Source organism: Paenibacillus sp. FSL R10-2734 (genome assembly GCF_037963865.1).
GTDB lineage: Bacteria > Bacillota > Bacilli > Paenibacillales > Paenibacillaceae > Paenibacillus_AQ.
Genome location: NZ_CP150170.1, coordinates 432,237 through 448,535, shown reverse-complemented (window position 1 = coordinate 448,535; position 16,299 = coordinate 432,237). Strand labels below are relative to the sequence as shown.

The following is a 16,299-nucleotide window of genomic DNA, read 5'->3' as shown; positions in this document are numbered from 1 at the left end:
TTTTTCCTGGGGGATTAGCGAAGTGGCCAAACGCATCAGACTGTAAATCTGCTCACGTACGTGTTCGGTGGTTCGAATCCATCATCCCCCACCATTTATGAGCCATTAGCTCAGTTGGTAGAGCACCTGACTTTTAATCAGGGTGTCGAAGGTTCGAGTCCTTCATGGCTCATCCCAAACAGAAAGTCATCACCTTATGGTGGTGGCTTTTTTTGTGTAAATAAAAGAAAGTATAAGTTTTATACCTATACTTTATGCTTGTTTGAAATTGTTTTATAGTAGCGCGCTACTGCACCGATTAACATAATATAAGAGAATATGCTAAAATAGGCGAAAAGAGCAAAAGTGGTGGAGCATGGTGACTATGGATAGTGAGACATTGCGGAAAAAATTAGAGCAACTCACCGGAAAGAGAACCGGAGTCAAGCAGTTAGGGAGGCAGCATTCAGCTTCTCTTTTTAGCATGGGATTAGAAGTACAGGATCAATTGGTAATCCATGAGGGTCACCTCTGGGTACCTCTGTATGAGAATGACGGACGTATAACCGCTGTTTGGGTGGAGATGGAGGGGCTCACCTCTCTGGAAGTACAACTAGTCAATTATGCAGTTCGTAATTTTGCTATTGCACTCAAAGCTACAGGGCTTAGAGAAGAAGGTGAAGTGGAGGCACGGCAGCTAGGTGCTTGGTTGAACACGGAGCTTGAGCAAGAGAAGAATGACGCTGAAATACCCGATGACATGACTCTTAAGGGGCGTCTGTTCGGAGACATGATTCCATTCCTACTTAGTAGTGAGATTGCACATAGTCCGCAGATCTCTTATCGTTCACTGATGAAACTCCTGCGTAGCTATTTTGAGAATGAAATCCTGCTTATCCCCCTTCAAGAGAAGGAATGGTTAATATTAGCTCGTAAAGAATTGCTTACGGGCGGGGATGATAAGGATGATGAAGAAGAGAGTGTAGATGAACTTCTAGCACAGACTAGTATGGGTTTACATGAGCTGATAGCAAGCGAATGGGTAGGAGTATTCCATTTGGCAGTAGCTCCGGCTATTGTTCCTGTTAAGGGATTGACAGGGTCAGTGGCTTTGCTTAGGGAGACGATTGTACTCGGTCGTATTTTTCAAGTAGGTGAATATATTCATTTACCTTGGGAATTGCATTTGGAACGTTTGGTTAATAGTATTCCAGATGCGCGACGTAAACAATTGCTTGGACAAATTGGTGATTATTCAACTGTACTATCAGATAAGGAAATGCTGCTGACCTTGGAGACTTTTTTCGAAATGGACTGTAATGTAAGTGAAACAGCCAAGAAGTTGTATATCCATCGTAATACGCTGCTATACCGTCTGGACAAGATAAAACAAGAGACAGGAGCAGATGTGCGAAGCTTTGGGGATGCCGCTATTGTGAAGCTTACTATGCTTTTGTATAAAGTGACGAAAAGGAAATAGGTTTTTTGTGAACCTTACAAATAGCCATAGTGTCCCGACTGGGGTAATATAAATGTACAAGGAAACAGAAATTATCTTTTAACTAATTAATAATTAACTCGAGGGGGAAATACAATGGCAGGCGTACGTTTAGAGCATATTTTCAAAAAATACCCGGGTTCAGATAAAGCAACAGTAATCGATATCAATCTTGATATTAAAGATAAGGAATTTCTAGTATTGGTTGGACCTTCCGGTTGCGGTAAATCCACAACTTTGCGTATGATCGCTGGTTTGGAAGAAATCTCCGAAGGTAAAATGTACATTGGCGATCGTGTAGTTAACGACGTTGCACCTAAAGACCGCGATATCGCGATGGTATTCCAATCCTACGCCCTGTATCCGCATATGAGCGTATACCAAAACATGGCTTTCGGTTTGAAACTTCGTAAAGTGAAGAAGGATGAAATCGACAAGAAAGTTCGCGAAGCTGCTAAAATTCTCGATATCGAGCATTTGCTAGAGCGTAAACCAAAAGCACTTTCCGGTGGTCAACGCCAACGTGTCGCTTTGGGACGCGCTATCGTACGTGATCCACAAGTCTTCTTGATGGATGAGCCTCTTTCCAACTTGGATGCTAAACTTCGTGGTCAAATGCGTGCTGAAATTACTAAACTTGTGAAACGCCTTGAAACCACTTGTATCTACGTAACGCATGACCAAACAGAAGCTATGACAATGGGTGATCGCATCGTAGTTATGTATGATGGTATCATTCAACAAGCTGCTTCTCCTGAAGAGTTGTACAATGAGCCTACAAACCTGTTCGTAGCTGGATTTATCGGATCCCCTACAATGAACTTTATCACTGGTACTTTGTCTGAAGTGAGCGGATCTATCCGTTTCCGTGCAGAGAACCTTGATGTTGAAGTACCAGGCGGAAAAGCACAAATTATCCGCAACAAAGGTTACATCGGTAAAGAAGTAATCATGGGCGTTCGTCCAGAAGATATCCATGAAGAGCCAGTATTCTTGGAAGCTTCCCCGAACACAATCTTTACTTCATTGGTTGATGTTACTGAAAACCTTGGTCATGAAATGCTCCTTTACTTGAGCGGCCTTGGTAAATCTACTGTAATCGCTCGTGTAGATGGACGTTCCACTACTCGCGAAGGCAGCAAGCCAAAATTGGCTATCGATATGAACAAAATTCACTTCTTTGATAAAGAATCCGAAGCTAACATTTTGTTAGGATAAGATTATAGGATATTTTCTCTTTTGATAAAGCCACCCGAATGGGTGGCTTTATTGTTTAGATGGACCCTGTTTGGTTAGGCTCGAAGATTGCATTCATAAGCGTTATCAATTAAGATAGCAGGAGAATTACCTCCGGAATGTAATGAGATCGCTGCCAACCGGACGCAGTAAGCGGACAAATACCGCAGGTGACGAAAGGACGAACTTACATGGCTAAGAAAGTAAAAGTATCTGAATTGGTACAGCATTTTCAATTAGAGGTTATTTCCGGCCAGGAAGGTCTAAAGAGACCTATTACGGTCGATGACCTGAATCGCCCTGGACTAGAGATTGCTGGTTATTTTGAATATTATCCGGAAGAACGTGTTCAATTGCTTGGTAAGACAGAACTCGCGTTTTTCTCCATGCTGCCCGAAGCTGAACGGAAAAGTCGACTTCGTGGAATTTGTAATGACAACACACCATGTATCGTAATTACACGTGGTTTGGATGTGCCTCAGGAGTTAATCGATATCAGTAACGAAAAGGCCCTTCCTGTGCTTCGTAGCTCTATGGCTACGACTATTTTCTCTAGCCGTTTGACGAGCTTCTTAGAAGGGAAATTAGCCCCTACGGCGACGATTCATGGTGTACTCTGTGATGTGTACGGTGTAGGTATGCTTATTACGGGTAGTAGTGGCATTGGTAAAAGTGAAACAGCCCTTGAACTCGTGAAACGCGGACATCGACTGATTGCTGATGATGCGGTGGAAATCCGCCAGACTTCAGATAACCAGTTGCATGGTACAGCACCTGAGTTAATCCGTCATTTACTGGAGATCCGTGGAGTAGGTATCATTAATGTAATGACACTTTTTGGTGCGGGTGCTATTCGTAATCATAAACGGATTACACTTGTCGTTAGATTGGAAGCTTGGCAGCAAGACAAGCAGTATGATCGACTTGGACTTGATGAGGAAACGACTCGGATTATAGACACGGATGTTCCACTTGTAACGATTCCCGTACGTCCAGGACGTAACCTCGCAGTTATTATAGAGGTTGCAGCGATGAACTATCGTCTGAAACAAATGGGCTTTAATGCAGCCCTGCAGTTCACGAATAAGCTAACTGCGACCATATCTGAAGATATGGATGATCTCGATTAGGAGTGTGAGAGAATGTTCCCATTAGCAATAGATCCTATTGTATTCTCAATTGGATCACTGCCAGTACACTGGTACGGCTTAATACTAGGTTTCGGTGCACTCGCTGGGCTATTTCTTGCGATCCGCGAGGGCAAACGCTTCGGTATTCCACAAGAATTCTTTATGGATATGCTTCTGCTGGGTGTGCCCTCGGCCATTATTGGGGCACGGATTTATTTTGTAGCGTTTAAATGGGATGACTATAAGGATAATTTAATAGATGTCTTTAAGATATGGAATGGCGGTATTGCCATTTACGGTGCATTAATTGGAGCAATTATTTGTGGAATTATATATTTCCGCTATAAAGGCTACCCATTTTGGCGTATCGTTGATATTTGTGCACCCGGACTACTAGCGGGCCAAATGATTGGCCGCTGGGGAAACTTTGTAAACCAAGAGGCATACGGCAGCGTGGTTGAAGAGTCCTTTTTACGGGATAAACTGCATTTACCTGACTTCATTGTGAACCAAATGTACATAGGGGATGCATTTCATCATCCGACCTTCCTGTATGAATCTCTATGGAGCTTACTGGGCATCGCGCTATTAATGGTTCTCCGTCGTCAGAAATTTGTGCGTGCCGGTGAAATCTTCATGTCTTACTTTATATGGTATTCTATCGGTCGTTTCTTCATCGAAGCCGTGCGTACGGATAGCTTAGCTTTTAATGGAAGTGCAGGCTTAGCATCTTTTATAAACGGATTGTGGAAACCGATGGAATGGTTAGGCTTTGAACAAGGATACTTGGACCCAAGTTATGGAAATATCCGTATTTCCCAGCTGCTTTCTCTACTAATCATCGTTGCAGCTATCCTGCTTATCATTATCCGCCGGGTAACCGGAGAGCCTAAAGCACATTATTCTGATCCTATCGTGTGCACTAAGCCGATCCATGCAGATAGCGTAGTACCCGAAAGCGCAGCAAATACACCGCAGAAAACCCGTCAAGGGGGCCAACCTGGGCAAGGACAGAAAGCGGATGGAGATAAGAAGGAGCAGTAAAACTTATGATAGAATGCGTTCTTTTTGATCTAGATGGAACGATTGTCGATACGAATGAGCTAATTATTGGTTCGTTTATGTACGCGCTGAAGGACAATGGTCTATCTCCGCTCACTAGAGAAGAGATTATTCCGCATATGGGAACGACCCTTCAGCATCAGATAAGAGTATTCTCTGGACTTGAGGATGTGAACGGTGCGCTAGAAAAATCCTACCGGTCTTATAATAATGAGCATCATGATGCGTTAGTACGTCCCTTTCCACAGGTGAATGAGACGATGGAAGAGCTCTCACGTCGTGGGATAAAAATGGGGATTGTAACGACCAAAATTCGTCCTACAACGATTAAAACGCTGGAGAGGTTTGATTTGCTGAAGTACATGGATACGATTGTGACGGTGAACGATGTTACTGAACCAAAGCCACATCCGGAGCCTGTTCTGACAGCTATCAATAACCTTGGCGTTGATCCTCGTAAAACCCTTATGGTGGGTGACAGTACAGTTGATATTCAGTCAGCAAAAGCTGCTGGCGTATATGCGGCTGGCGTATCGTGGTCATTAAAAGGCGAAGACATTCTCCGCAAGTATGATCCCGACTATATCATCCATAACATGAAGGATATTCTAGAAATTGTGGAGCGAGGAACGAGTGAATCGTGAGAAACGTAACCCGATATCCTGTAGAAGGTCATAACTCACTTTGGTACATTTACCGTACGGTTAGCCCCTGGAAGGGGGTCCGGAACTTTATTTTTATTCAGATCGCCCGTTATTGCCCTATTCTACCGTTAAAGAACTGGATCTACCGCCGGATTCTCGGAATGAAGGTAGGTAAGCATACCTCTTTCGGTCTGATGGCAATGGTGGATGTGTTTTTTCCGGAAAAAATAACGGTTGGTGAGAACTCTATTATCGGTTATAACACGACGATTCTGGCGCATGAGTACCTAATCAAGGAATATCGCCTGGGCGAAGTAGTGATTGGTGAAAATGTATTGATCGGCGCGAATACAACGATTCTTCCCGGTGTGACTATTGGTGATTGGGCAGTGATTGCTGCAGGATCAGTAGTACACAAGAACGTGGCAGCTGGCTCTTTTGTAGGAGGCAATCCACTGCGAGAGCTGCGTCCTGCTTCAAAGGAAGATCAATCGGAACAAGTGTAAAAGATGTTTCGTAAACCCTGCAGTTTCATATTGCGTTTTTTTAGCGCAGGATCTGCAGGGTTTCTTGCGTCTTGGAGAAGATTATTAAGCAAACTTTAAGTTCAAATTAAGTTTTTTATCTGGATGCATGCGATATAATTAGCCTTAGTGATCACGCGAACCCCACGCTAGGCATTCAGCGTCAAATATCAGAATGTACATTCAGCAAGTGCAGGCCTCCTGGTATTTTCAGTTTCCACATTCCGCTTAGCGTCTCTATGAACAACCATCATAGTAGAGAAGAGGAATATAACATGAATACTGTGAGACAGGAAAGGCTACCCCAGCTGGATATTTTCAGAGCTCTAGCTATATTAGGGGTGCTGCATGTGCACTCATCATCTTTTGCCGCTGGAGAGCTGGGACTAAATTCACCTTATTATTACTGGCTAAACTGGATCAACATTTTCTTTAAATTCGGCACACCCTCATTTATTTTTCTGAGTAGCTTCGTTCTGTTTTATAATTATTATGGACGTTTATCACGCGCAGCTTGATCATTAATTTCTACCGTCGGCGATTAAAGTATATTCTACTGCCCTATCTGTTGGTTTCTATGGGTTATTATGCACTAACCTTATATGTGAATGGACAATTAACTCAGAATTTCGGGGACAACTTGTCCAGCTTTTTTAGAGCGGTAGTCACGGGTTCAGCTTATGCTCATCTGTATTTTGTGTTTATTAGTATTCAGTTTTATTTGCTTTTTCCGGTGCTGCTTAAGCTGCTGCAGAGTTCCAGATTGTTAGTACGCTGGGCGGTTCCGCTCGGGTTTGCTCTTCAGTGGGGCTTTATTTTCTGGAATAAATACGAGCTACACATTGTTGAAAAAGGAAGTTTGGCGATCTCCTATCTAGCTTATTACATGTTGGGTGCCTTTATTGCAATTCACTTTGACAAGGTTAAGATATGGCTGATGAAGCCGTGGAGGGAACAATCTGCTGCCCAAAAAGGATGGATCCGAGTTCTGGTGTCCTTGTGGTTAATTGCAGCCTTTATTCATGTGCAGCTATGGTATGTCGCCCGCCATTATGGGGTGTGGACGGATTCACTGTGGTACGAGCTGTTATGGAATGTCCATACGATATTGTCAGCGTTGGTGCTGCTGTATGCCGCATTTTTGATCCAACGTAGGGCTCCTCGCAGGATGATTGCCTTTTTGACTTCTCTGGGTGAGCTTTCATTTGCGATTTATTTGATTCATCCGCTCTTACTGGCGATATTCCGCAAGCTCGGATCTTCTATTAGTCCGGAATCGCTAACTTATGTTTTCTTTATATACGGGGGGCTTGTGTTTGCGCTGGGAGGCAGCTGGTTGATTGTGCAGATTGCTTTCCGCCGAATTCCTAAGTCATGGATCATCTTGGGGAGCGTACCTCGGTCTCTGGAGTCTAGTCTGAGGGCAAAGTCAGTACATGCCTCTAATGAGATGGGAAAGTTTAATACTTGATTAAGGCATCACTTTGATGCGGAGCTTAACAGGAGGAAAGATCATGAGACAAAAAGAAAGAATTCCGCAGCTGGATATTTTTCGGGCGATTGCTATCTTTGCAGTGCTGGCTATCCATGCTACGTCGCGAACGTTGGCGGAGACACTCGGTACAAATATGTTTCATCCGTTCTTATTCATTAATAAATTCAGCCAGTTCGCCGTACCCTCATTCATATTTTTGAGTGGGTTCGTGCTGTTCTATAACTATATTGACCGTCCACTCGGTGGAAAGACGCTGGGGAAGTTCTACAGTAGAAGGCTGCTTTATATTATTGTGCCCTATGTACTATTTTCGTTGCTATATTTCGCATTAAAAATGACGGCGGGTCATACATGGAGCTTACCCCCAGGGGAAATGGCCGCTAAGCTTTGGAAGTATTTATGGACAGGAACGGCATATACGCATCTGTACTATATTATTATCATTATTCAGTTTTACGTATTGTTTCCGCTCATTTTGTGGTGCTTGCAAAAGGTTCGTCATCTGGCAGCTTGGGCGCCGCTAATTGGGCTGCTATTACAGTGGGGTTTCGTGTTGCTGAATAAATACATGACCAATAATGGGTATTGGCAGTTGTCTAAGGGCAGTCTGGCGATCACCTATTTCTCGTATTTCTTGCTTGGTGCTGGGATTGCGGTGTATTATTCTTCTTTGAAAAAATGGCTCATCCCAACTCTTGAAGGCTGGCGCTCTGGTAAAGGTCCGGTATGGATTACGCTATGGATTTTATGGGTTGCGGCAGGGGTTGTCCATGTGGAACTGTGGTTTAACAACTATACGAAGAAAACTGTCATCAATAGTTTATGGTATGAGGGATTCTCTAACCTTCATGCGTTGCTCTCTTGTGTTGTGTTGCTACAAGTGTCCTTCTTACTGTATGGAGCCGGTCGAAGCCTGCTAACAAGATTGTTGTTATCTGCCGGAGCCTGCTCTTTCGGGATTTATCTACTGCATCCATTACTGCTATTTTTCTATAGAAAATTACCGTTTCACGGAGGTTCACTAGCTTATACCGCAGCGATTGCTGGGGGTTGGCTCTTTGCACTGTTAGGTTCATGGATTGTAGTTGCCTTGGCCTTCCGATATATTAAGTCTGCTTGGATCATCTTCGGATCAGGTCCACAGAAAGCGAAAACGAATTCCAAAGGCGCGTAACTTAGTTATGGCGCTAATGGCAATAAAGAAAGCGTCGGTCTTCCACCATAGGGTGGATTGACCGACGCTTTTTATTGTTTGGCCTTATTCGCGAGCTTTATGTTTCCCGCTGAAACTCCGCGATAGCTTGATACTGGCTTTCGAGACTACGGTAGACAGAAATATAGATCGGTAGTAGCTGCTTGTATACTTTACTATGTGCATCAACCGGCTTATGCTCATGGGTTGAACCAATCATATCAAATACCACGTCAAAGGAATCCACTCGACCTGTTGCGTAAAGACCAAGCACAACCGCCCCGAGGCAGGAGCTCTCGATACTCTCCGGAATGATAACCTCCTGATCAAAGATATCAGCCATCATCTGCCGCCATAACGAGGAGCGGGCGAAGCCGCCTGTGGCTAGTATTTTGCTAGGGCGCCCCATTTGCTCTTCCATAGCTAACAAAACCGTATACATATTAAAGATTACGCCCTCTAGGACCGACCGAATCATATGCTCCTTATGATGATTCATGGTAAGACCAAAGAAGGAACCACGGGCATCAGGATTCCACAGCGGCGCCCGTTCTCCAGTCAAATAGGGATGGAATAGAAGTCCGCCGCTTCCCGCCGGAACTTGCTCTGCGATGCGAGTCAGAACCTCGTAAGGGTCAATGCCAAGTCGTTTGGCGGTTTCAACCTCAGAGGCTGCGAACTCATCTCGTACCCAGCGGAACAGCATGCCACCATTATTCACAGCTCCTCCAATTACCCAATGCTTATCGGTTAAGTTATAACAGAAGGTCCGTCCTTTTGGATCAGTAAGCGGGTGATCCACTACCGTGCGAATCGCTCCACTTGTTCCAATCGTAGCGGCAACTACACCGGGTTCAATCGCACCTACGCCGAGATTGGATAAGACGCCATCACTGGCGCCTACAATAAACGGTGTTGTAGGAAGTAGTAACAGCTTCTCCGCTAATCCAGGAAGCAGACCTTGCAGGATCTGCGTGGTGGGAACTAGCCGCGAGAGTTGGTCCGATGTAATATGTGCAATCTCCAAAGCTTCTTTATCCCAGTCTAGATTTTCTAGATTGAGCATGCCTGTGGAAGAAGCGATGGAATGATCGACGATGTATTCGCCGAATAGCCGAGCGAATATGTATTCTTTTATGGAAATGAACTTATAGGTTTGCTGGAACAAATCAGGCTGCTCTTCACGAAGCCACATTAGTTTGGTGATCGGAGACATTGGATGAATAGGTGTTCCTGTGCGCAAATACAATTCATGACCATTTAGCTCATTCTTCAAGCGAAGAGCGCATCCGGCACTGCGATTATCAGCCCAGGTAATGCAGGCAGTAAGGGCCTTACCCAGCTTATCGACTGCTATGACACTGTGCATGGCTGAACTGAAGGAGACGAACAGAATTTTTTCTGGCGATACACCACTTTGTCGCATGACATCAGAAATAGTGTGGAAGACTGCACTCAGGATTTGCTCCGGGTCTTGTTCCGCTATAGAGGGAGAGGGCTGATGTAAAGGATATCCTACATTAGCTTGTGCCGCTATGGCTCCTTTTTCCTCGAAGAGAACTGCTTTGGTACTTGTTGTTCCAATATCAACGCCAATCATATAGGATTTAGTCACGCGTTAGCCCTTCTTTCTAGTTAAGAGTAGATTTTTAGAACACTAATTACAGAATTATGAAGTACAATCATATTAGCTAATTATAGTATTGGATAAACGTGGAGGCAAAATAAAGGGATTACCAGGTATTCATACGAAGTACATAAGTGTTTATTTCAGAATCAAATTCTCCTTGCGAAAATTCAACCTAGGTAGACAAGCTTTAAGCATACAGGTATGTGAAAAGAAATTATAGCTTTACCACGGTTAGATTGACGAAAAAGCGGTGAACATGATACGATATCAAAAACACTTTAATTTGCTACCACTTTACCATAGTAAAGTATATATAAATATGATCTAATGATAACTGACGAGGTGAACAATGAAGATGTCCAAACCAAAGGGATTTGAGAAGCCGTCTGGCGTTCGGGACTATCTGCCCCGGGCCGTAACGAAATTGCGTAAAATTGAGAATGATGTGTTGCATTGCATGAGTCGCTGGGGTTATCAACAAATGATGACTCCGACGTTGGAATATTACGATACAGTTGGCGTGGCTAGCTCTACGTCCGATCAAAAGCTGTACAAATTGCTCAACAATCGTGGTCAGGCGCTGGTGCTTCGTTCTGAAATGACCGCTCCGGTTGCCCGTGTTGTCGCATCTTTATTGAAGGATGAACCGTTGCCATTGCGTTTGTCTTATCACGCTAATGTCTTCCGTGCCATTGAGGAAGAGGCAGGGCGGGAAGCGGAGTTCTTCCAGACAGGAGTAGAGCTGGTAGGTGATGATTCACCTGAGGCGGATGCTGAGGTAGTGGCGCTTGCGATTTCTTCGCTGCAGGCTGCGGGTGTGAAGTCCTTTAAAATCGCTATGGGGCATGTCGGCTTTCTGAATGGTTTATTTGAGGAGGCACTTCCGGAATTACCAGAGGCTCAGGAGGAGCTGAAAAGTCATTTGTTGGGACGCGACTATGTCTCTTTCCGGGAAACCCTACGCCGGTTAGATCTGACAGAAGCTCAGAAGAATGAACTGGATGGGCTGTTGCGTCTACGTGGAGGCAAGGAGATTTGTGGACAGGCGCTGGAGCTTAGCAATCATCCGCTTGCCCGTAATTCCATAGATCATTTGTGTAAGGTGTGGGAGGTGCTGGTTTCTTACGGCGTATCACAGCATGTACTGATCGACCTGACGATGATCGGGGACTTCTCTTATTATACAGGTATGACTTTTGAAGGCTATGCAGCAGAATTAGGCTTTCCGGTATGTAGTGGAGGAAGATATGACAATTTGCTACAGCAGTTTGGGCGTCCGATCCCTTCCACAGGTTTTTCCTTAAAGACGAATCGCATACTGGACGGTGTGGCTGGATCAAACGAAGAGGAAGAGCTGCCTATCTTGATTCAATATGATGCAGTTCGCAGAAAAGAAGGTCTGGAAGAGGCAACACGCTTGCGCTCGGAAGGTCACGCGGTAGTGACTAGACTGGCAACAGGCCCAGAAGAGCTTGAAACGGTGAAGCGTCTGGATACGGACACGGTCGAAGCAGAGGGTGTGCGGTACGGTGAAATCTATACCTTCGTATCTTTTGTAAGTGAGCATGGTTGAGGATATCGCTAGCACAAAGAGCGGTTAAGATAAATTTTGCATGGAGATGGAAAAGGAGGCAACTTAAAGATGGCACAGATTTTGAAGGTCGCTATGCCAAAAGGTCGGATTTACGAAAAGGCTGCTGAGCTGTTCCGCCAGGCAGGTCTCCCGATTCCACCGGATGGTGAGGCATCCCGTAAGCTTGTTATTCCACTGCCGGAGGCAGGAATGGAGTTTATATTGGCGAAACCAGTAGATGTACCTACATATGTAGAATATGGCGTGGCGGATATTGGGATCGTGGGCAAGGATGTATTGCTGGAGGAAGATCGTGATGTATACGAGTTGCTTGATCTTGGCATTGCTCGCTGCCGGATGTCTATCATTGGATTGCCGAACTGGCAGCCGGGGATCCAACAACGTGTAGCGACGAAATATCCGAATGTAGCTTCAAAATACTTCAGGGAACAAGGACAGCAGGTCGAGGTCGTGAAGCTGAATGGTTCGATCGAGCTAGCGCCGCTAATTGGTCTCGCTGATCGTATCGTGGATATGGTAGAAACGGGACAAACGCTCCGGGATAACGGATTAATTGAAATGAAGAGTATCTTCGAAATTACGAGCCGTCTAGTGGCCAATCGTGTGAGTTATCGGATGAAAAATGAAGAAATACAGCAGCTGTGTGACCGACTGCAGGCGGTTATAGGGGAACCTAATTTGCGGTAGGTGGGAACAGACGTTTAGGGGTAAAGGGAGGAACCAGCGGTGAAGGTTGTGTCGAGCAAGGATTTTAAGCTAGAGCGAGAAGTGGAGTATGGAACACCGGAGCAAAATAAGGCGGTAAAGGAAATTGTGGCCGCTATTAAAAAAGAAGGAGATACGGCGCTTCTTCGCTATACGGAGCAGTTTGACCGGGTCGCGCTTACAGCAAATCAGCTGCGGGTAACCCCGGAAGAGCTTCAGGCGGCGTATAGTCGAGTGGAGGACTCCTTCGTATCCGCTATTCGAGCGGCTGCGGCCAATATCCGGGCGTTTCATGCCAGACAGAAACGCAATTCGTGGATGGACTTGCAGCCCGATGGAACGATTCTGGGACAGATTATTCGTCCACTGAAGCGGGTAGGCGTTTACGTTCCCGGTGGTAAGGCAGCTTATCCTTCCTCGGTGCTGATGAACGTGATCCCTGCGCAGATCGCGGGCGTGCCAGAGATCGTTATGGTAACTCCGCCATCCACTGGTGGCAAAGAAGGTATAGATCCTTATATCCTGGTTGCTGCCGCAGAAGCAGGCGTGAATGAAATCTACCGTGTGGGCGGAGCACAGGCGGTAGCTGCCTTGGCTTTTGGTACGGAGAGCATAGCGCCCGTAGATAAAATATGTGGGCCCGGCAATATATACGTCGCGCTGGCAAAACGCGAGGTATATGGCGCCGTGGATATCGACAGTATCGCGGGACCAAGCGAGATTGTCGTGCTCGCAGATGAGACCGCTGAGCCAGCCTATGTCGCAGCGGATCTGCTCTCGCAGGCCGAGCATGACGAGATGGCCTCGGCGATCTTGGTCACGCCATCGCAGAGCTTGGCGGATAGCGTGGCGGCTGAAGTGGAGCGTCAGCTACAAGAGCTGCCGCGTCAGGCGATCGCCCGTTCATCGGTAGAGAACTACGGCGCGATCATTGTTGTGGAATCTATGGAGGAAGGAATCTCCGTAGTGAATCGATTGGCACCGGAGCATCTGGAGATTGTTGTCGAGGACCCAATGGGCCTTGTGGGCAGCATCGAGAATGCTGGAGCGATCTTCCTAGGAGCATATAGCTCGGAGCCTGTGGGCGACTATTTTGCTGGACCAAATCATATTATCCCGACCAATGGTACGGCACGGTTTTCGTCGCCAGTGGATGTGGATGATTTTATTAAGAAATCTAGTCTGATCTATTACAGTAAGGAAGCACTCCTGCGTGATGGGAAGACCATTATAGAGCTGGCACGTCGCGAAGGGCTAGAAGGCCATGCCCGAGCTATTGAGATTCGATTGGAGAATGAAGGAAAAGGTGGAGACGGATATGGAGAACAATAATGAACAGGCCTTGCGCCAAGCAGGATTAAGCCGCAAAACAAACGAGACGGATATTAAGCTGTCTCTTAACGTAGATGGAAGTGGAGTTTCTGAGCTGGAGACGGATGTTCCTTTTTTGAATCATATGCTGGATCTGTTTACGAAGCACGGCCAGTTTGACCTGTCTGTACAGGCGCGTGGCGATATCGAGATTGATGATCACCATACGGTTGAAGACATTGGGATCTGCCTAGGTCAGGCACTGCACGAAGCACTGGGTGATAAAAAAGGGATCAAACGTTATGCGAGTGTTTTTGTACCGATGGATGAAGCGTTGGCACAGGTTGTGATCGATATCAGCAATCGCCCACACTTTGAATATCGCGCAACGTATCCTTCACAGCAGGTGGGTAGCTTTTCTACGGAGCTTGTTCAAGAGTTCCTATGGAAGTTCGCGCTGGAAGCTCGGATTACGCTGCATGTGATCGTACACTACGGTTCTAACACACATCACATGATTGAGGCTGTATTTAAGGCGCTCGGCCGGGCGCTGGATGAAGCGACACTGATTGATCCACGTGTGAAGGGTGTGCCTTCCACGAAGGGAGTGCTGTAGCATGACTGTTGCAATCGTCGATTATGGCATGGGCAACCTGCACAGTGTGAGCAAGGCGGTAGAACGTCTCGGTTATGAGTGTGTGGTGACGGGTGAAGCCGAGCAAATTCTCGCTGCTGATAGTGTCATTCTGCCAGGTGTCGGTGCATTTGGCGATGCGATGGAGCAGCTGCGGGAAAGCGGTTTGGATCTTGTGGTCAAACAGGTAGCTGCCGGAACGCAGCCGCTGCTTGGGATCTGTCTTGGTATGCAGCTACTGTTTAGTAGTAGTGAAGAGCATGGCAACCATGAGGGACTTGATATCCTATCAGGTTCGGTGGTGCGCTTCGCTCCTAGAGAGGGCTATAAGGTGCCGCATATGGGTTGGAATAAGCTGAGTTTCAGGCAGCCGCAAAGTCCGCTTTTTGCAGACCTTGATGAGGGGCATGTATACTTTGTTCACTCTTATCATGCGCTTGTGGCAAAAGAGAGTGATTTGCTGGCCGTCACAGATTATGGTTACCCGGTCACGGCTATTGTTGGGCAAGGCAATGTATTCGGCATGCAGTTCCACCCGGAGAAGAGCGGGGAGCTGGGAATCAAGCTGTTAGGGAATTTCTTGAAGCTTAAGGGAGAGCGGGCGTAAGCTGCGCTATAAATATAATGTAACGAAAGTGGGGAACGTCAAATGTCTTCTTTTATTGTATATCCGGCGATTGATATCCGGGATGGAAAATGTGTCAGGCTGCAGCAAGGGGATTACAGTCAGGAAACGATATACAATGATAGTCCACTGAAGGTGGCAAAATCATGGGAAGAGCAAGGCGGAAAGTTCATTCATTTGGTGGACTTAGACGGTGCGAAAGCAGGTCATCCTGTGAATGATGCGATTATTGGTGCTATTGCTGCTAATGCTAACGTTCCTGTTCAGGTGGGCGGAGGTCTGCGTAACCTTGCGGACGTGGAAAAATTGCTAGGACTTGGCGTCAGCCGCGTTATTATTGGTACGGCTGCGATTAACGATCATGCTTTTACCGAAGCAGTATTGGCTAAATACGGTGATAAAGTAGCTATCGGCATTGATGCGCGTAACGGCTATGTTGCGACACATGGCTGGTTGAATACCTCTGAAGTACGTGCTGAGGATCTGGCTAAGGAGTTGGCTGCAAAAGGAGCCGAGACGTTCATTTACACCGACATTTCCCGCGATGGAATGATGCAGGGCCCGAACGTTGAGGGTATCCTGTCCATGGCACAGGTCAGCGGCAAAACAGTGATCGCCTCCGGTGGAGTCACCAGTCTTGATGATCTGCTGCGTCTGAACGTGCATAGCGGCAGCGGTGTGGGTGGAGCTATTGTTGGCAAGGCGCTATACACGGGCAATATTGATCTTGCTGAAGCTTTGCAGGCGCTCGGGCAGAAATAGTCCTCAGTGAGTGCGTTAAGAAGCGAAGTAAGTTGGCGACACTAACTAACCAATAGACGAGCCAATGAACAAAAAGACGACAGATGAACTAACCAATACGAAGTGGATTAAAGAAACAGGCGTGACAGTAACCAGTAACCAATGAAGTAGTAATTAATTAACGCACAAACAATAAATGAGCCGATTAAGCAAATGAACAGATAAGTAAATGAACAGACAAGTAAATGAATCAAACAACTAATGTATATAAGACCAATCGAATCAATCAGCATACCAAT

The 16,299-nt window shown here is 46.0% G+C and carries 16 protein-coding genes and 2 tRNA genes; 17 read left to right on the top strand and 1 reads right to left on the bottom strand.

Annotated features, from left to right (window positions below):
- Window positions 1-8: 8 nt before the first annotated feature.
- From NSS67_RS02025 to NSS67_RS01975, 11 genes are all read left to right on the top strand, one after another.
- A tRNA-Tyr gene (locus tag NSS67_RS02025) sits at window positions 9-94 on the top strand.
- Window positions 95-99: 5 nt separating this feature from the next.
- Window positions 100-172, top strand: a tRNA-Lys gene (locus tag NSS67_RS02020).
- A 291-nt stretch (window positions 173-463) separates the two neighbouring features.
- Entirely contained in the window at window positions 464-1,459 is a 996-nt protein-coding gene (locus tag NSS67_RS02015) for a helix-turn-helix domain-containing protein (RefSeq protein ID WP_339318101.1), read from the top strand.
- Window positions 1,460-1,573: 114 nt separating this feature from the next.
- The gene (ugpC, locus tag NSS67_RS02010) at window positions 1,574-2,695 is read left to right on the top strand and encodes a sn-glycerol-3-phosphate ABC transporter ATP-binding protein UgpC (protein WP_339318100.1); all 1,122 of its coding nucleotides are present in this window, start codon (window positions 1,574-1,576) and stop codon (window positions 2,693-2,695) included.
- Window positions 2,696-2,904: 209 nt separating this feature from the next.
- Window positions 2,905-3,843 carry an HPr(Ser) kinase/phosphatase gene (gene hprK / locus NSS67_RS02005; protein WP_042123257.1) on the top strand — a complete coding sequence of 313 codons (939 nt, stop codon included), beginning with the start codon at window positions 2,905-2,907 and terminating at the stop codon, window positions 3,841-3,843.
- 12 nt (window positions 3,844-3,855) lie between these two features.
- Window positions 3,856-4,887 carry a prolipoprotein diacylglyceryl transferase gene (gene lgt / locus NSS67_RS02000; protein WP_339318099.1) on the top strand — a complete coding sequence of 344 codons (1,032 nt, stop codon included), beginning with the start codon at window positions 3,856-3,858 and terminating at the stop codon, window positions 4,885-4,887.
- A gap of 5 nt (window positions 4,888-4,892) precedes the next feature.
- Complete coding sequence (gene ppaX / locus NSS67_RS01995; RefSeq protein ID WP_339318098.1) at window positions 4,893-5,549, top strand: pyrophosphatase PpaX; 657 nt, start codon at window positions 4,893-4,895, stop codon at window positions 5,547-5,549.
- On the top strand, window positions 5,546-6,055 hold the full coding sequence (locus NSS67_RS01990; protein WP_339318097.1) for an acyltransferase: 510 nt from the start codon (window positions 5,546-5,548) through the stop codon (window positions 6,053-6,055). The genes ppaX and NSS67_RS01990 overlap by 4 nt, the downstream gene beginning before the upstream one ends.
- Window positions 6,056-6,348: 293 nt before the next feature.
- Entirely contained in the window at window positions 6,349-6,591 is a 243-nt protein-coding gene (locus NSS67_RS01985) for a hypothetical protein (RefSeq protein ID WP_339318096.1), read from the top strand.
- A complete protein-coding gene (locus NSS67_RS01980) occupies window positions 6,588-7,544 on the top strand; it encodes an acyltransferase (RefSeq protein WP_339318095.1) in 957 nt (318 codons plus the stop codon). Before NSS67_RS01985 ends, NSS67_RS01980 begins: the two co-directional genes overlap by 4 nt.
- Before the next feature lie 43 nt (window positions 7,545-7,587).
- Window positions 7,588-8,742, top strand: a complete 1,155-nt coding sequence (locus NSS67_RS01975; protein WP_339318094.1) for an acyltransferase — start codon at window positions 7,588-7,590, stop codon at window positions 8,740-8,742.
- Between the two features lie 97 nt (window positions 8,743-8,839).
- Here the strand turns inward: NSS67_RS01975 and gntK are convergent, their stop codons facing one another.
- Entirely contained in the window at window positions 8,840-10,360 is a 1,521-nt protein-coding gene (gene gntK, locus NSS67_RS01970) for a gluconokinase (protein WP_339320481.1), read from the bottom strand.
- Window positions 10,361-10,745: 385 nt separating this feature from the next.
- Between gntK and NSS67_RS01965 the strand changes: the two genes are divergently transcribed.
- The 6 genes from NSS67_RS01965 (at window position 10,746) to hisA (ending at window position 16,021) form a co-directional block, all read left to right on the top strand.
- Window positions 10,746-11,963 carry an ATP phosphoribosyltransferase regulatory subunit gene (locus tag NSS67_RS01965; RefSeq protein WP_339318093.1) on the top strand — a complete coding sequence of 406 codons (1,218 nt, stop codon included), beginning with the start codon at window positions 10,746-10,748 and terminating at the stop codon, window positions 11,961-11,963.
- Between the two features lie 69 nt (window positions 11,964-12,032).
- A complete protein-coding gene (gene hisG, locus NSS67_RS01960) occupies window positions 12,033-12,671 on the top strand; it encodes an ATP phosphoribosyltransferase (RefSeq protein ID WP_042123270.1) in 639 nt (212 codons plus the stop codon).
- A 39-nt stretch (window positions 12,672-12,710) separates the two neighbouring features.
- On the top strand, window positions 12,711-14,021 hold the full coding sequence (gene hisD / locus NSS67_RS01955) for a histidinol dehydrogenase (protein ID WP_339318092.1): 1,311 nt from the start codon (window positions 12,711-12,713) through the stop codon (window positions 14,019-14,021).
- A complete protein-coding gene (hisB, locus tag NSS67_RS01950) occupies window positions 14,008-14,616 on the top strand; it encodes an imidazoleglycerol-phosphate dehydratase HisB (RefSeq protein WP_036687073.1) in 609 nt (202 codons plus the stop codon). The genes hisD and hisB overlap by 14 nt, the downstream gene beginning before the upstream one ends.
- A 1-nt stretch (window position 14,617) precedes the next feature.
- Window positions 14,618-15,241: an imidazole glycerol phosphate synthase subunit HisH gene (hisH, locus tag NSS67_RS01945; RefSeq protein WP_339318091.1), complete on the top strand. Its 624-nt coding sequence runs from the start codon at window positions 14,618-14,620 to the stop codon at window positions 15,239-15,241.
- 42 nt (window positions 15,242-15,283) lie between these two features.
- Window positions 15,284-16,021, top strand: a complete 738-nt coding sequence (gene hisA / locus NSS67_RS01940) for a 1-(5-phosphoribosyl)-5-[(5-phosphoribosylamino)methylideneamino]imidazole-4-carboxamide isomerase (protein ID WP_339318090.1) — start codon at window positions 15,284-15,286, stop codon at window positions 16,019-16,021.
- Window positions 16,022-16,299: the final 278 nt, after the last annotated feature.

Excerpts from the sequence above, each read along its gene's own strand:
- NSS67_RS02015 (WP_339318101.1), top strand. The coding sequence starts at position 464 with ATGGGATTAGAAGTACAGGATCAATTGGTAATCCATGAGGGTCACCTC.
- ugpC (WP_339318100.1), top strand. The coding sequence starts at position 1,574 with ATGGCAGGCGTACGTTTAGAGCATATTTTCAAAAAATACCCGGGTTCA.
- hprK (WP_042123257.1), top strand. The coding sequence starts at position 2,905 with ATGGCTAAGAAAGTAAAAGTATCTGAATTGGTACAGCATTTTCAATTA.
- lgt (WP_339318099.1), top strand. The coding sequence starts at position 3,856 with ATGTTCCCATTAGCAATAGATCCTATTGTATTCTCAATTGGATCACTG.
- ppaX (WP_339318098.1), top strand. The coding sequence starts at position 4,893 with ATGATAGAATGCGTTCTTTTTGATCTAGATGGAACGATTGTCGATACG.
- NSS67_RS01985 (WP_339318096.1), top strand. The coding sequence starts at position 6,349 with ATGAATACTGTGAGACAGGAAAGGCTACCCCAGCTGGATATTTTCAGA.
- NSS67_RS01975 (WP_339318094.1), top strand. The coding sequence starts at position 7,588 with ATGAGACAAAAAGAAAGAATTCCGCAGCTGGATATTTTTCGGGCGATT.
- gntK (WP_339320481.1), bottom strand. The coding sequence starts at position 10,360 with ATGATTGGCGTTGATATTGGAACAACAAGTACCAAAGCAGTTCTCTTC.
- NSS67_RS01965 (WP_339318093.1), top strand. The coding sequence starts at position 10,746 with ATGTCCAAACCAAAGGGATTTGAGAAGCCGTCTGGCGTTCGGGACTAT.
- hisG (WP_042123270.1), top strand. The coding sequence starts at position 12,033 with ATGGCACAGATTTTGAAGGTCGCTATGCCAAAAGGTCGGATTTACGAA.
- hisB (WP_036687073.1), top strand. The coding sequence starts at position 14,008 with ATGGAGAACAATAATGAACAGGCCTTGCGCCAAGCAGGATTAAGCCGC.
- hisH (WP_339318091.1), top strand. The coding sequence starts at position 14,618 with ATGACTGTTGCAATCGTCGATTATGGCATGGGCAACCTGCACAGTGTG.
- hisA (WP_339318090.1), top strand. The coding sequence starts at position 15,284 with ATGTCTTCTTTTATTGTATATCCGGCGATTGATATCCGGGATGGAAAA.